The sequence below is a fragment of the Pseudomonas sp. HMSC065H01 genome, from assembly GCF_001815235.1.
Lineage (GTDB): Bacteria > Pseudomonadota > Gammaproteobacteria > Pseudomonadales > Pseudomonadaceae > Pseudomonas > Pseudomonas aeruginosa.
This window is the reverse complement of sequence record NZ_KV819908.1, coordinates 199739-214815: the sequence shown is the minus strand read 5'-3', so window position 1 is coordinate 214815 and position 15077 is coordinate 199739. Positions and strand designations below refer to the sequence as shown.

Annotated in this window: 13 protein-coding genes and 1 pseudogene; 5 read left to right on the top strand and 9 right to left on the bottom strand. The window is 67.4% G+C overall.

Annotated features, from left to right (window positions below; all coding sequences use genetic code 11):
* Positions 1–127 precede the first annotated feature (127 nt).
* Positions 128–2680, top strand: a complete 2553-nt coding sequence (locus tag HMPREF3014_RS23520; protein WP_023087803.1) for a PepSY domain-containing protein — start codon at positions 128–130, stop codon at positions 2678–2680.
* Positions 2681–2978: 298 nt separating this feature from the next.
* On the opposite strand, the gene lpxO is transcribed toward HMPREF3014_RS23520, so the two are convergent.
* Positions 2979–3878 carry a lipid A hydroxylase LpxO gene (gene lpxO / locus HMPREF3014_RS23515; protein ID WP_003134871.1) on the bottom strand — a complete coding sequence of 300 codons (900 nt, stop codon included), beginning with the start codon at positions 3876–3878 and terminating at the stop codon, positions 2979–2981.
* A 129-nt stretch (positions 3879–4007) separates the two neighbouring features.
* Between lpxO and HMPREF3014_RS23510 the strand changes: the two genes are divergently transcribed.
* The 3 genes from HMPREF3014_RS23510 to HMPREF3014_RS23500 are packed head-to-tail and all read left to right on the top strand — an operon-like array spanning position 4008 to position 6363.
* Positions 4008–4763 (top strand): 5-oxoprolinase subunit PxpA, encoded by a 756-nt coding sequence (locus HMPREF3014_RS23510; RefSeq protein WP_003120940.1) that lies wholly within the window; start codon positions 4008–4010, stop codon positions 4761–4763.
* Positions 4760–5437 (top strand): 5-oxoprolinase subunit PxpB, encoded by a 678-nt coding sequence (pxpB, locus tag HMPREF3014_RS23505; RefSeq protein ID WP_003161747.1) that lies wholly within the window; start codon positions 4760–4762, stop codon positions 5435–5437. Before HMPREF3014_RS23510 ends, pxpB begins: the two co-directional genes overlap by 4 nt.
* A complete protein-coding gene (locus tag HMPREF3014_RS23500; protein WP_009875885.1) occupies positions 5434–6363 on the top strand; it encodes a 5-oxoprolinase subunit C family protein in 930 nt (309 codons plus the stop codon). The genes pxpB and HMPREF3014_RS23500 overlap by 4 nt, the downstream gene beginning before the upstream one ends.
* Before the next feature lie 4 nt (positions 6364–6367).
* On the opposite strand, the gene HMPREF3014_RS23495 is transcribed toward HMPREF3014_RS23500, so the two are convergent.
* The gene (locus HMPREF3014_RS23495; protein ID WP_003094456.1) at positions 6368–6841 is read right to left on the bottom strand and encodes an Lrp/AsnC family transcriptional regulator; all 474 of its coding nucleotides are present in this window, start codon (positions 6839–6841) and stop codon (positions 6368–6370) included.
* 141 nt (positions 6842–6982) lie between these two features.
* Here HMPREF3014_RS23495 and HMPREF3014_RS23490 point away from each other — a divergent pair, with 141 nt between their 5' ends.
* Entirely contained in the window at positions 6983–7615 is a 633-nt protein-coding gene (locus HMPREF3014_RS23490; RefSeq protein ID WP_003161745.1) for a LysE family translocator, read from the top strand.
* Between the two features lie 32 nt (positions 7616–7647).
* On the opposite strand, the gene HMPREF3014_RS23485 is transcribed toward HMPREF3014_RS23490, so the two are convergent.
* The 7 genes and pseudogenes from HMPREF3014_RS23485 to HMPREF3014_RS35445 form a co-directional block, all read right to left on the bottom strand.
* Entirely contained in the window at positions 7648–8619 is a 972-nt protein-coding gene (locus HMPREF3014_RS23485; protein ID WP_003110330.1) for a peptide ABC transporter ATP-binding protein, read from the bottom strand.
* Positions 8619–9593: an ABC transporter ATP-binding protein gene (locus tag HMPREF3014_RS23480; protein ID WP_003094451.1), complete on the bottom strand. Its 975-nt coding sequence runs from the start codon at positions 9591–9593 to the stop codon at positions 8619–8621. Before HMPREF3014_RS23480 ends, HMPREF3014_RS23485 begins: the two co-directional genes overlap by 1 nt.
* A 52-nt stretch (positions 9594–9645) precedes the next feature.
* A complete protein-coding gene (locus HMPREF3014_RS23475) occupies positions 9646–10557 on the bottom strand; it encodes an ABC transporter permease subunit (RefSeq protein WP_003105451.1) in 912 nt (303 codons plus the stop codon).
* A gap of 11 nt (positions 10558–10568) precedes the next feature.
* The gene (locus HMPREF3014_RS23470; protein WP_003105448.1) at positions 10569–11579 is read right to left on the bottom strand and encodes an ABC transporter permease subunit; all 1011 of its coding nucleotides are present in this window, start codon (positions 11577–11579) and stop codon (positions 10569–10571) included.
* 67 nt (positions 11580–11646) lie between these two features.
* On the bottom strand, positions 11647–13242 hold the full coding sequence (locus tag HMPREF3014_RS23465) for an ABC transporter substrate-binding protein (protein WP_003094445.1): 1596 nt from the start codon (positions 13240–13242) through the stop codon (positions 11647–11649).
* Positions 13243–13291: 49 nt separating this feature from the next.
* A complete protein-coding gene (locus tag HMPREF3014_RS23460; RefSeq protein ID WP_003120938.1) occupies positions 13292–14746 on the bottom strand; it encodes an OprD family outer membrane porin in 1455 nt (484 codons plus the stop codon).
* Positions 14747–14970: 224 nt separating this feature from the next.
* Positions 14971–15077 (bottom strand): annotated as a pseudogene (locus tag HMPREF3014_RS35445) (peptide ABC transporter substrate-binding protein); the annotation flags it as partial.

The following is a 15077-nucleotide window of genomic DNA, read 5'->3' as shown; positions in this document are numbered from 1 at the left end:
GTTAATTCGGCTTTATCGCAACTGATTATCAAATAGAATTGCCCGCCGACGTCCTCGTGTCGTCTGGCCGGCGCTTGGCGTCGGCGTAGTCCCGTTGTTGCCGCGCGGCGGCCGTGAAGGTGATCCTGTGAAGAAAGTCTGGTTCCAGTTGCATTGGTTCTTCGGTATCAGCGCCGGCCTGGTGCTGGCGCTGATGGGCGTCACCGGAGCGACCCTGTCGTTCCAGGACGAGCTGATGCGCGCGCTCAACCCTGACGTGCTGGTGGTGCAGAAGCGCTCCGAGGGTGTGCTGCCGCTGGACGAACTGGTGCGCCGTATCGAAGGTGCCGAGCCGGGGCGGAAAGTGGCCTTCGTCTGGGTCGAGATGGACAGCGACAAGGCCGGGCGGATCTTCTATACCCCGCCGCCGGGACAGCGCCGCGGCGAGTCGCGCTGGATCGATCCCTACACCGGGGCTTTCGTCGGCGAGCCGCGCGGCGAGGGTTTCTTCAACCTGATGATGCAACTGCACCGGTTCCTCGCCATGGGCGAGTACGGCAAGCAGGTCACCGCCGTCTGCACCCTGATCCTGATCTTCTTCTGCCTGTCCGGTCTCTACCTGCGCTGGCCGCGCAAGGTTTTCGACTGGCGCGCCTGGCTGACCCTCGACTGGTCGCGCAAGGGGCGCAGTTTCAACTGGGACCTGCATGCCGTGGCCGGCACCTGGTGCCTGGCGCTCTACCTGCTGGCTGCGCTGACCGGCCTGTACTGGTCCTACGAGTGGTACCGCAACGGCCTGTTCAAACTGCTCGACGACGCGCCCGCCGGCCAGCAGGCGCAGCGCGGCAAGCCGGGCGGACGTGGCGAGCGCCCGGCCGATGCGGCTCCGCTGGTGGTCGACTACGCGGCGGTATGGAACAGCATCCGCCAGGCCGGCGGCGACCGCTTGCAGGCCTACAACCTGCGCCTGCCGCCGGCGGGCGGCCAGCCGGCGACAGTGTTCTATCGTCTGACCGACGCGCCGCACGAGCGTGCCTTCAACACCCTGACCCTGGACCCGGCCAACGGCCAGGTGAAAAGCGACCAGCGCTATAGCGACCGTTCTTTCGGCAGCCAGTTGCTGGCCAGCGTCTATGCATTGCACGTAGGCAGCTATTTCGGCATGGCCGGACGCATCCTGATGATGCTCGCCAGCCTGGCGATGCCGCTGTTCTTCATCACCGGCTGGCTGCTCTACCTCGACCGCCGGCGCAAGAAACGCGCGGTACGGGCGAGCCGCGCCGACCTGGGCGGCAGCGCCGGCGCCAGCGGCGAGCCCTGGTTGATCGGCTACGCCAGCCAGAGCGGTTTTGCCGAGCAACTGGCCTGGCAGAGCGCCGGCCAGTTGCAGGCGGCCGGGTTGCCGGTGCGGGTCGAATCGCTGGCGCGCCTGGATGCCGGGCAACTCGCCGAGGCGCGCAAGGCGCTGTTCGTGGTCAGCACCTTCGGCGACGGTGAGGCGCCGGACAGCGCCCGCGGCTTCGAACGCAAGGTGCTTGGCCAGGCCGCCAGCCTCGATGGCCTGAGCTACGCCCTGCTGGCCTTGGGAGATCGCCAGTACGAGCAGTTCTGCGGCTTCGCCCGGCGCATGCAGGGCTGGTTGCAGGGGCAGGGCGCGCGGAGCCTGTTCGCCCCGGTGGAGGTCGATGATGGCGACGCCGCGGCCCTGCGCCAATGGCAGGAAAGCCTGGCCGAGGTGACCGGCGGTGCCGCCCCGGCGGCCTGGGAAGCGCCGGCCTTCGAGGTCTGGTCGCTGGCGCGGCGGGAGTGCCTGAATCCTGGCAGCCAGGGCGAGTCGACCTGGCTGCTGGACCTGCGTGCGCCGACCGACAGCGCCATCCAATGGCGCGCCGGCGATCTGCTGGAGATCGTCCCGCACCAGGCGCCCGCGCGCATCCGCGAATGGCTGCAGCGGCATAACCTGGACGGCCAGGCGCGGGTGGCGGTCGAGGGCGTCGAGCAGAGCCTGGAGCAGGCCCTGGCTGGGCGCTTGCTGCCGGACTCTTTCGAACACCTGGTCGGCTTGCACCCGCAGGCGCTGCTGGATGCGCTGATTCCGCTTTCCGTGCGCCAGTACTCCATCGCGTCGCTGCAGAGCGATGGCGACCTGCAACTGATCGTACGCCAGGAGCAGCATGCCGACGGCAGCCTGGGCATCTGCTCCGGCTGGCTCACCGAGTACCTGCCGCTCGGCGCCGCGCTGACCCTGCGCCTGCGCCGCAACGCGGGCTTCCACCTGCCGGAGGATGACGTGCCGCTGATCCTCATCGGCAACGGTACCGGGCTCGCCGGCCTGCGCAGCCTGTTGCGCGCCAGCATTGCCGCCGGGCGCAAGCGCAACTGGCTGCTGTTCGGCGAACGCAATTTCGCCCACGACTACTACTGTCGTGCGGAGCTGGAGCAAGCCCTGGCCAGGGGTGAGCTGCAACGCCTGGACCTGGCCTTCTCCCGCGACCAGGCGGAGAAGATCTATGTCCAGGACCGCCTGCATGAAGCGGCGGATGAACTGCGGCGCTGGATTGACGAGGGTGCGGCCTTGTACGTCTGCGGCAGCCTGCAGGGCATGGCCGGCGGTGTCGACCGGGTGCTGCGCGAAGTGCTCGGTGAGGAGGCCTTGCAACGCCTGGCCGACGAAGGACGTTACCGACGCGACGTGTACTGAACGGATGAATGAAAAAGGCTCCCAAGGGAGCCTTTTCGTTGCCAACTGCCGGGACTGCTGGGCTTTGCGGGGTGTAGGGCGAATAACCGCAGAGCGGTTATCCGCCATTTCGGCGGGGTGTCGGCGGATGACGCCGTTGGCGTCATGCGCCCTACGGAGCTATCGGGACTTCGCGTTGTCCGTGGCGTAGGGCGGATAACCGCAGAGCGGTTATCCGCCATTTCGGCGAGGTATCGGCGGATGACGCCGTTGGTGTCATACGCCCCACGGAGCTATCGGGGCGTTGCGTCGCCGGGCCTCAGATCCACAGGATGAAAGCCAGTACCAGGGCGAAGAAGCCCCATTTCTGCAGGTAGTAGAGCTTGCGGTTGCGCTTCTTCAAACGTTTGCCCTGCAGGCGGATCTTGTAGAGGCTGTCGAAGATCCGATTGAGTCCGCCGGTCCGGTCGCCTGCGTTGTTCGGGGCGGCCGCGGCAGCCATCACGTTGCGGCTGAACCAGCGGTTGAAGGCGGTGGCCCAGCCCTGGGTCAGCGGCCGCTCGATGTCGCAGAAGAGAATGATGCGGTTGTGTTCGGTGGCGTTTTCCGCGTAGTGGATGAAGGTTTCATCGAACACCACCGCCTCGCCGTCGCGCCAGTGGTAGCGCTCGCCGTCCACCTCGATGAAGCAGGCCGGGTCGTTGGGGGTGAACAGTCCCAGGTGGAAGCGCAGCGAGCCGGCGTAGGGATCGCGGTGTCGCACCAGCTTCGAGCCCGGCGGCAGTTCGGCGAACATCGCCGCCTTGACCGAGGGAATCTGCCGCAACAGGGCGGTGGTCTGCGGGCAGAGTTGTCCGGCGGAGGGATGGGCCTCGTCGTACCATTTCAGGTAGAAGCGCTTCCAGCCGCTCTTGAAGAACGAGTTGAAACCGATATCGTCGTACTGTTCGGAACGCTTGATGTTGCCGGCGCCGTGCAGGTGCAGCGCCTCGCTGCGGATGGCTTGCCAGTTGTCGACCAGAACCTGCAGTTCGGGGAAGGTCTGCGGTGCCAGGTAGGGGCGGTTCGGTACCTTCGAGAACAGGTACATCAGGCAGTTGATCGGAGCGAGGAAGCTGGAGTGGTCGCTCAATTGGCGCGACAGCTTGTGGCGTACCCGGCCGCGAAAATGGACATAGAGGATGCTCAGCGCATAGGCCGCCAGGATGAGAACTTTCATGAATGCAAGGTCGTCGGTGCAAAAGAGGAGAATTTACTCCTGTTCTCAGTGCCTGAGTATGCTACCTGACGCTAATTCGCCAGCACTGCGCTCATTTTTCCGTAATCCTGGCCTCGAAAGGAGCGCACAATGAACGACACCGGCCGGCGTATCCTGCTCAACTGCGACATGGGCGAAAGCTTTGGCGCCTGGCGCATGGGCGACGATGTCCACAGCATGCCGCTGGTTGACCAGGCCAACCTGGCTTGCGGCTTCCACGCTGGCGACCCGCTCACCATGCGGCGCGCGGTGGAGCTGGCGGTACGCCATGGCGTGAGCATCGGCGCGCACCCGGCCTATCCCGACCTGAGCGGCTTCGGCCGGCGCTCGCTGGCCTGCTCTGCCGAAGAGGTGCATGCCATGGTGCTGTACCAGATCGGCGCGCTGGACGCTTTCTGCCGTTCCCTCGGCGCCCAGGTGGCCTATGTCAAGCCGCATGGCGCGCTGTACAACGACCTGGTCGGCGACGATGAGCTGCTGCGCGCCGTGCTCGACGCCTGCGCCGCCTATCGCAAGGGCCTGCCGCTGATGGTGCTGGCCCTGGCCGACAACGGCCGCGAGCTGGAACTGGCCGACGAGGCCGACGTGCCGCTGCTGTTCGAGGCCTTCGCCGATCGCGCCTACCTGCCGGACGGCCGGCTGGCGCCGCGGCGGCTTGGCGGCGCGGTGCATCACGATCCGCAGCGGATCATCGAACAGGCCCTGGCCATCGCCCGCGGCGAAGCCTTCCCCGACTACGACGGCAACCCGCTGCGCCTGACCGCCGACAGTCTTTGCGTGCATGGCGACAACCCGCAGTCGCTGGCGGTCCTCCGGCGCCTGCGCGCGGCCCTGGACAGCCTGTGATCCGCATCGAACCCGCTGGTGCCGAAGCCCTGCTGCTGACGCTCGCCGAAGAGCCCGAAGTGGACCTGTCTGTGCGCCTGGCCGAGCTGGCCAGACGTCTGCGCGAGGGGCTCGGCGAAGGCGTCAGGGATCTGGTGCCGGGCTGGACCACCCTGATGCTGCATTACGACCCCTACCGCATCGCCCCGCAGATACTGGAAGAACGCCTGGGTCCGCTGCTGGCGGAGTGGCACGCCTGGCGTCCCGCCGAGGATGCCGGGCGCCTGCACGAAATTCCCGTCTGGTACGCCGGCGAGGACCTCGCGACGGTAGCGGTTGCCTGCGGATTGACTGGCGAAGGGGTGATCGAACTGCACAGCGCGGCCGAATACCGGGTCGGCGCGATCGGTTTCGCTCCGGGATTCGCCTACCTCGGCGGCCTCGATCCGCGCCTGGTCCTGCCGCGGCGGGCCACCCCGCGGGCGCGTGTACCGGCCGGCAGCCTGGCCATTGCCGAGGCGCAGACGGCGATCTATCCGCAGGCCTCGCCCGGCGGCTGGCACCTGCTGGGACGCAGTCCGTGGCGTCCGTTCGATCCGGCCGTCACTCCTCCGTGCCCACTGGCGCTGGGCGACCGGGTGCGCTTCGTCGCCATCGGGCGCGAGGCTTTCCTCGACCTGGGCGGGCGCGAATGAATGGTTTGCGGGTCGTCAAGGCGGGTCCGCAGAGCCTGCTGCAGGACGACGGCCGGCGCGGCTGGCAGCACCTCGGCGTATCCCCGGGCGGCCCTCTGGACCGCCAGGCGGCAGCCTGGGCCAATCGTCTGCTCGGTAATCCCTGGGGGACGCCGTTGCTGGAAATCGCTTTCGGCGGCTTGGTGCTGGAGTGCAGGGTGAAGGCGACCTGGCTGGCGTTGACCGGAGCGCGCCTGGCGCTGACGGTGGACGGTCGCGAATGCCTGCCCTGGAGTCGCTTCCGGGTCCGCCGCGGGCAACGCATCGAACTGGGCTTCGCCGAGGCCGGGCAGCGTGCCTACCTGGCCTGCGCCGGCGGTTTCCGGGCGAGGCCGGTACTGGGCAGCGTCGCCTGCCAGGTTCGCGACGGGCTCGGCGGTTTACAGGGCGATGGCCGGATCCTGGCGGAGGGCGATTGCCTGCCGTGTGCCGAAGCGGGAGCGGCGTGTCCGTGGGATGCCAGCGTGCCCTGGCGTTTCCAGCCGGACTACCGGCAGCAGCGGCCCTTGCGCGTGCTGTTCGGCGGCGATGCAGCGGCCTTCGACGCAGCCAGCCGGCAAGCCTTCTTCGCCAGCGCCTGGCGAATCAGCCCGCGGTCCGATCGCATGGGTGTCCGCCTGGCCGGCAAGCCACTGCGCGGGGCGCCGCGCGCCTGGTCGCAGGGCGTGGTGGAGGGCGCTATCCAGGTTCCGCCCGATGGCCAACCCATCGTGCTGATGGCCGACCGCCAGAGCATGGGCGGCTATCCGCTGCTGGGCTTCGTCCATCCACTGGACCTCTCGCGCCTGGCGCAAAGCCCCGCGCATAGCGAGGTAACCTTCGTCGAGAGCGACCTGGCGACGCAGCAGGCCGATCTGCTGCGCTTCTACCGCTTCTTCCGCGGCTGAGCGCTCAGCCGGCCAGGTGGCCGAGCGGCAGCGGCGAGGGCGCCTTGACCGTCTTGATCGCGAAGTTGCTGCGAATGTCGCTGACCCCGGGCAGGCGCAGCAGGGTCTCGCTGAGCAGGCGTTCGTAGGCGCGCAGGTCGGGGACCACCACTTGCAGGAGGAAGTCCGACTCGCCGGAGACGAGGTGCACCGAGATCACCTCCGGCAGGTCGACCACCGCACGGTGGAAGGCCTCGGCCTGCTCCTGGCGGTGGCGTTCCACCTTGATCCCGACGAACACCGTGAGGCCGAGGCCGACCTCGTCGCGGTCGATGCTGGCCTGGTAGCCGCGAATCACCCCGGCCTCTTCCAGCAGGCGCACGCGGCGCAGGCAGGGGGACGGGGAGAGACCGATCTCCTCGGCCAACTGGACGTTGCTCAGGCGGCCGTCGCGCTGGAGGGCGGCGAGGATGCGGTGGTCATAGGCGTCGAGTTTCATCTTGGCATATCCGGATGGATAGTCTCCAGAGAGTGGAATTTACTGCCAAATAGAATGGATAGGCTGGTGGAAAACGCAAGCACCTGCCCTGCCTTGCGGGCATAGAATCGTTATCCGGGTCACCTTCCTGGAGCCGATACGATGGACACGAGCGCTTTCCTGATTGCCCTGGCGGTGGTTTACCTGGTGCCCGGACCAGACATGCTCCTGCTGTTCCAGACCGGCGCCCGCCAGGGCCGTCGCGCGGCGCTGGTCACCGCCCTCGGCCTGGCGCTGGCTCGGGCCTGCCATGTGCTGATGGCCGCGACTGGACTGGCGCTGCTGTTCCGTACCGCTCCCTGGACCTTCGACCTGGTGCGCTTGCTCGGCGCCGCCTACCTCGCCTGGCTTGGCCTGCAGATGCTGCGCGGTGGCGGACTGGCCTTGCCGACCAGCGACGCGGGCTCCGCGCCGGTGGTCCCTTACGCCGACCGCCGGGCCTTGCTGCGCGGACTCCTGACCAACCTGCTGAACCCCAAGGCCCTGCTGTTCTGTTCGGTGCTGCTGCCGCAGTTCGTCAGCCCCGGGGCCGGTTCGCTGGCCGTCCAGTTCGCCGCGCTCGGTACGGTCTTGGTTCTGGTTGGCCTGGCCTTCGACTGCGCCTACGCCCTGGTCGGTGGCCGCCTGGGCCGTTGGCTGGCGTCCCGGCCGCGGGCACAGCGCCTGCAGCAGTGGGGCTTCGGTGGGTTGTTGATAGGGTTCGGGGTAAGGCTGGCGCTGCTGCGCCAGCTCTGAAGGGCTGCGGGGCGGCGAGCGCCCCGTGGCGCTCAGCCGAGGAACTGCTCGGCGTGGTGACAGGCCACCTGGCGCTGGTCGAGCAGGCGCAGCTCGGGCACCTCGCTGCGGCAGCGCTCGGTGGCGTAGGGGCAGCGCTTGTGGAAGGCGCAACCCTCCGGCGGGTGCAGCGGGTTCGGCAGTTCGCCCTGGATGCGGATCTTCGGCTTCGTCGGGTCCGGGTGGATCGCCGGGGTCGCGGAGAGCAGCGCGCGGGTGTAGGGATGCAGCGGGTTCTCGTAGAGCTTGTCCGCCGGCCCCATCTCCGCCGGTCGGCCGAGGTACATCACCAGGACATCGTCGGCGACGTGGCGGACCACCGCCAGGTTGTGCGAGATGAACACGTAGGCGGTGCGGAACTGCTGCTGCAGGTCCATGAACAGGTTCAGTACCTGGGCCTGGATCGACACGTCGAGGGCCGAGGTCGGCTCGTCCGCCACCAGCACCTTGGGTTGCAGCATCATCGCCCGGGCCAGGGCGATGCGCTGGCGCTGGCCGCCGGAGAACATGTGCGGGTAGCGCTGGTAGTGCTCCGGCCGCAGGCCGACCTGGCGCATCATCTGCTGGACCTTTTCGCGGCGTTCCTCGCGCGACAGCGCGGTGTTGATCAGCAGCGGCTCGGCCAACTGGTCGCCGATCTTCTGTCGCGGATTGAGCGAGGCGTAGGGGTTCTGGAAGACCATCTGCACGTCGCGGCGCAACTGCCGGCGCTGGTCCTTGCTGGCGCCCTTGACCTCCTGCCCGGCGATTTTCAGCGAGCCGGAGGTGGGTTCCTCGATCAGGGTCAGGGCGCGCGCCAGGGTCGACTTGCCGCAGCCGGACTCGCCGACCACGGCGAGGGTCTTGCCGGCTTCCAGTTCGAACGATACGCCGTTCAGCGCGCGCACCTGGGCATGGCCCTTGAACAGGCCGCGGGAGACTTCGTAGTGACGGGTCAGATCACGGGCGGTCAGAACGGTTTCCATCAGGCCACCTCGTTCAGCAGGTTCAACGGATAGAAGCAGCGCACCGCGCCGCGCTCGTGCGCTTCCAGGGCCGGCCGCTCCTGGCGGCAATGCTCCTGGGCATAGGGGCAGCGTGGCGACAGCAGGCAACCGCGCGGGCGGTCGTAGCGCCCCGGAACGATGCCGGGCAGGGTGGCCAGGCGGGCTTCGCCGGCACAGTGCTCGGGGATCGCCTTGATCAGCGCCTCGGTGTAGGGATGGGTCGGGCGGTCGAACAGCGCCGGCACGCCGCCGATCTCCACCGCTTCGCCGGCGTACATCACGCAGACGCGCTGGGCGGTCTCGGCGACCACGGCGAGATCGTGGGTGATCAGGATCAGCGCCATGTCCTGGTCGCGCTGCAGGTTCAGCAGCAGCTCCATGATCTGCGCCTGGATGGTCACGTCGAGGGCGGTGGTCGGCTCGTCGGCGATCAGCAGCTTGGGCTCGGCGGCGATAGCCATGGCGATCGCCACGCGCTGGCTCATGCCGCCGGAGAGCTGGTGCGGGTAGGCGTCGAGACGGCTGGCGGCGGCCGGGATCTCGACCCGTTCGAGCAGTTCCAGGGCGCGCTGGCGCAGGGCCTTGCCGCGCAGGCCGAGATGCAGGCGGAGGACTTCCTCGATCTGGTAGCCGACGGTGTAGCTGGGGTTGAGGGCGGTCATCGGGTCCTGGAAGACCATCGCCATGTCCTTGCCGACGATGCGCCGGCGCTGGCGGCCCTTGAGGGTGAGCATGTCGTGGCCGTCGAAGCGCAGGTGATCGGCGGATACCCAGCCGGGGGCGTCGATCAGGCCCATCAGGGCCATCATGGTCACCGACTTGCCGGAGCCGGACTCGCCGACGATGGCCAGCACCTCGCCCTTGTCGACGCTCAGGTCGAGGCCGTCGACCACGGGCACGGCGGTGGTGTCGCCGAAGCGTACGCTGAGGTTCTTGATATCGAGGAGGCTCATGCGGCGGTCTCCTGTGGCACGGATACGGATGCGCTGTTCATGGTTGTGCTCCTCATGCCGCGTTCTTCAGTTTCGGATCGAGGGCGTCGCGCAGGCCGTCGCCCATCAGGTTGATCGCCAGTACGCTGAGCAGGATGGTCAGGCCGGGCAGGCTGACCACCCACCAGGCGCGCTCGATGTAGTCGCGGGCGGAGGCGAGCATGGTGCCCCACTCGGGGGTCGGCGGTTGCACGCCGAGGCCGAGGAAGCCGAGGGCGGCGGCGTCGAGGATCGCCGAAGAGAAGCTCAGGGTGGCCTGGACGATCAGCGGCGCCATGCAGTTCGGCAGCACGCAGACGAACATCAGTCGCAGGGTGCCGGCGCCGGCCAGGCGCGAGGCGGTGACGTAGTCGCGGTTTAGCTCGGTCATCACCGCGGCGCGGGTCAGGCGTACGTAGGCCGGCAGCGAGACGATGGCGATGGCGATCACGGTGTTGATCAGGCCCGGGCCGAGGATCGCCACGATGGCCACCGCCAGCAGCAGCGACGGCAGCGCCAGCATGATGTCCATCAGGCGCATGATCAGCGGCCCGGCACGGTTCGGCGAGAAGCCGGCGAGCAGGCCGAGGAGGATGCCGGGGATCAGCGAGATCACCACCGAGGACAGGCCGATCAGCAGCGACAGGCGGGCGCCGTGGATCAGCCGCGAGAGCAGGTCGCGGCCCAGCTCGTCGGTGCCGAGCAGGAAGCGCGCCTGGCCGCCTTCCAGCCAGGATGGCGGGGTCAGCAGGAAGTCCCGGAACTGCTCGCTCGGATCGTAGGGGGCGACCCAGGGGGCGAACAGCGCGCAGAACACGATCAGCAGCATGAACAGCAGGCCGCCGAGGGCGCCCTTGTTGTGCGCGAAGGCCTGCCAGAATTCCTTCAGCGGGGACGGGTAGACCAGGCTCGGGTCGCTGGCGGGAGCGTTGTGCATGGCGTTCATCGGCTGGCTCCTCAGCGTTGGTGGCGAATGCGCGGGTTGGCCAGGCCGTAGAGGATGTCCACGACGAAATTGACCAGGATGACCAGGGTGGCGACCAGCAGGATGCCGTTCTGCACCACCGGGTAGTCGCGACGGCTGATGGCGTCGATCAGCCACTTGCCGATGCCCGGCCAGGAGAAGATGGTTTCGGTCAGCACCGCGCCGGCGAGCAGCGTGCCGACCTGCAGGCCGAATACCGTCAGCACCGGAATCAGCGCGTTGCGCAGGGCGTGCACGAAGACCACCCGGGCCGGCGACAGGCCCTTGGCGCGGGCGGTGCGCACATAGTCTTCGCGCAGCACCTCGAGCATCGCCGAGCGGGTCATGCGGGCAATCACCGCCAGCGGGATGGTGCCCAGCACGATGGCCGGCAGGATCAGGTGGCGCACGGCATCGAGGAACGAGCCCTGTTCGTCGGAAAGCAGGGTGTCGATCAGCATGAAGCCGGTCTTCGGCTCGATGTCGTAGAGCAGGTCGAGACGGCCGGACACCGGCGTCCAGCCCAGCGACACGGAGAACAGCATGATCAGGATCAGGCCCCACCAGAAGATCGGCATCGAATAGCCGGCGAGGGACACCGTCATCACCCCGTGGTCGAACAGCGAACCGCGTTTCAGGGCGGCGATCACCCCGGCCAGCAGACCGAAGGTGCCGGCGAAGAGCATGGCGGCCAGGGACAGTTCCAGGGTCGCCGGGAACAGGGTGAGGAATTCGTGCCAGACGCCTTCGCGGGTGGTCAGCGATTCGCCGAGATTGCCCTGTGCCAGGTTGCCCACGTAGTCCAGGTACTGCTGGTACAACGGCTTGTCCAGGCCCAGGCGGTGCAGGGCCTCGGCATGCATCTGCGGATCGACGCGACGTTCGCCCATCATCACTTCCACCGGGTCGCCGGGAATCAGGCGGATCAGCGCGAAGGTGAGCAGCGTCACGCCGAAGAAGGTGGGGATCAGCAACCCCAATCGTCGTGCAATGAAACTAAGCATGTTGGCGGGTAACTCCTCATCGCGGACCGTGCGCCCCGCTGGCGGCGGGGCTGTGGTCCTTGTTCTTCTACGGCTTCACCGAGGTGGTGGCGAAGTTGTTGTTGCTCAACGGATTGATCACGTAGCCCTGCACCGTGTTCCGCCGGACGTTGAACAGCTTCGGGTAGGCCAGCGGTATCCATGGGGCCTGTTCGTGGAATACCACCTGGGCCTGCTCGTACAGTTTCGCCCGCTCGGCCGGATCGCTCACCTCGCGGGCCTTGCGCATCAGCGCCTCGAAGTCCTTGTCGCACCAGCGCGCCTGGTTTTCACCCGACTCGGCGGCGGCGCAGCTCAGGTTCGGGCTGAGGAAGTTGTCCGGGTCGCCGTTGTCGCCGGCCCAGCCAAGCAGCGACAGGTCGTGCTCGCCGGCCTTCGAACGCTTGAGCAGCTCGCCCCATTCCAGGGAACGGATGGTCAGCTGGATGCCGGCCTTGGCCAGGTCTGCCTGCAGCATCTGTGCCGCCAGGGCGGGGTTGGGGATGGTAGGCGAGGTGCCGTTGCGAATGAACAGGGTGATCCTGAGATTTTCCGCGCCGGCTTCCTTGAGCAGCGCCCTGGCGCGTTCGGGATCGTGCGGCCAGTCCTGGATCGAATGGTTGTAGCCGAGCAGGGTCGGGGGATAGGGACCGACCGCCGGACTGGCCGCGCCGGGGCCGAACACCGCGTCGAGCATGGCCTTCTTGTCCAGCGCGAGGTTGATCGCCTGGCGCACGCGCGGGTCGTCGAGCGGCTTGTGCTGGGTGTTGATGGCAATGTAGGTGGTCAGCAGGGCATCGATCTCGTCCACCGCCAGGTTCGGGTCCTGCTTCAGGCGCGGCACGTCCTCCGGTTTCGGGTACAGCGAGACCTGGCACTCGCCGGCACGGACCTTCTGCATGCGCACGTTGGGATCGAGGGTAATGGCGAACACCAGGTTGTCGATCGGCGGCTTGCCGGCGTAGTAGTCCGGGTTCGCCGTATAGCGGACCTGGGCGTCCTTGGCGTAGCGCTTGAAGACGAACGGCCCGGTGCCGATCGGCTGGTTGTTCAGCTGGCCCTGCTTGCCGGCGGCGAGCAACTGGTCGCCGTACTCGGCGGAATAGATGGACGCGAAGGGCATCGCCATATCGCGCAGGAACGGCGCTTCGGGACGGTTGAGGACGAAGCGCACGGTGAGCTCGTCGACCTTTTCCACCGACTTGATCAGCTCGCCCATGCCCATCGCGTCGAAGTAGGCGTAGCCGCGCAGCGCCGAGGCATGCCAGGGATGCTTCGGATCGAGGGCGCGCTGGAAGGTCCACAGCACATCATCGGCATTCAGGCTCCGGGTCGGCTTGAAGTAGTCGGTGGTATGGAATTTCACGCCGGGGCGCAGGTGGAAGGTATAGCTCAGTCCGTCGGCGCTGACGTCCCAGCGCTCGGCCAGCCCCGGGATCACCTCGGTGGTGCCGGGGCGGAAGGCGAGCAGGCGGTTGAACACGGTTTCCGCGGAGGCGTCGGCGGTCACCGCGCCGGTGTACTGGACGATATCGAAGCCTTCCGGGCTGGCCTCGGTGCAGACCACCAGGTTCTTCGCCTGGGCCGCGCCGGCGGCGCATAGCGCCAGGGCCAGGGGCAGGTGTCGGAGCAACGGATGGAGCATGGGGTCCTCCTCGTGGGCCCCGTCGCCGGGGCCGCCGGTTGTCGCAGGTTTACAGCAGGTTGAAGGGGAAGGTGCTGACCAGGCGCAGTTCGTTGACGCTGCCGTCGACCTGGTTCTGGCTGGCCTTGTGCATCATGTAGGTGAGCTTGAAGGTGCTGTCCTTGATCGGCCCGTTCTGCACCTTGTAGGCCGCCATCAGGCCCAGCTCGTGGTGCTTCTCGCCGTCCTGGGCGCGCACCTCGGCGTAGTTGCCGTAGGCACCGTTGCGATCGCCGTCGTAGTGGGTGCCGTCGATGTCCCAGCCCTTCACGTACCACACGCCGGTGCTCAGGCCGGGGACCCCGTAGTAGCTCCAGTCGGTCTCGTAGCGGATCTGCGCGGACTTCTCGTTGGGGCTGTTGTAGTCGGCCAGCATCGAGTTGGCCAGGAAGATCGCCGAGGTCTCGTGCACGTAGTCGAAGTATTCGTTGCCGTCGACCTGCTGGTAGGCCAGGGTCAGGGCGTGGGCGCGATGGCCGAGGGTGAAGGCCAGGCTCCAGGTGTCGTTGTCGATGTAGCCGGCCTCGCGCGCGCCGGTGTCGCCGGTGTGGTAGCCGTTGAAGGCGGTGCGCAGGGCGATGCCGTTCTCGAGGTCGCCGATGTCGTGGGTCACGCCCAGGTAGTACTGGTTCCAGACGTCCTGGAAATGCGAGCCATAGAGGGAGATTTCCAGCCCGTCGAGCGGCTTGTAGTTGCCGCCCAGGTAGTTCAGGCGGTCGCCCTTGACCTGGCGGGTGCCGTACTCGGTGGTCATGTCCTCGTCGCCGGAACCGGTCCGCGGGCTGACCTTGCGGAAGCTGCCGGCCTGCAGGCTGAGGTTGTCCAGCTCCTCGCTGGTCACGGCGAAGCCGGTGAAGCTGGAGGGCAGGGCACGGTTGTCGATATAGCTGAACACTGGAGTGTTGACCAGGAAGCGACCGGCCTTGAATTCGGTATTCGAGGCGCGCAGGCGGATGTTGGCGACGCCCAGCTTGGACCACTCGCCGATCGCCTCGCCATCGCTGTTCGCCAGGGTCCGGTTGCCGCCGCCGCCGATGCGGCCCTTGCCGCGCTCCAGGGCGATCTCGTTGAAGGCTGCGACGTCGAAGCCGAAGCCGATGCTGCCCTGGGTGTAGCCCGAGCTGTACTTGAGCACCGTGCCCTGGACCCAGGCGTTGCGCTGGTGGATGCGCTGGGAGCCGCCGCCGGCCTTGGGAATGCGGAAGGTGAAGCTGTCCTTCATGTTTTCCCGCGAGTAGAAGTTGCGGGTGGTCAGGGTCAGGCTCTGCCCCTCGAACAGCCCGCTGGCGCCGGCCTGGCCCTTGATCGGTTTCTCCACGCTGGGGATGCTCTGCACCTGGGCGGCGTAGCTGGGATTGTCCGGGGTCGGCGGGGTTGCCTGCTCGTCCGCTGCCCAGCCTGGCGCGGCCGATGCCATCAAGGCCAATCCCAGCGTCGCGCCGGTCACTCGTTGGTATCTCATCACCTGATTGCTCCCTTTATTGTTGTCATGGCACCTGTTTTACCCACCAGGTTTGCGCCGGTTTCGCCCGCGCCTGGGCGCGGCGGTCGAATACGGCGAGGCGAGCGCTCCTGGCGGAACGCGCGCAGCGCCGTTCTGGAACACGGGCAGGAAAAGCAAAGAAATGAAGTACGGGTCGTGCCGTTCTTCTGCACCCCGGTCGTTTCACGACCGGGGTGGCGTCGGCATCAGGGCTGGTTGGCTACGCCATAGAAGGCGTTCCGCGAGAAGGGGCTGATCTTGAAGTCATGCACCGACTTGTTCATCGGCTGGTACACGGTGGAGTGGGCGATCG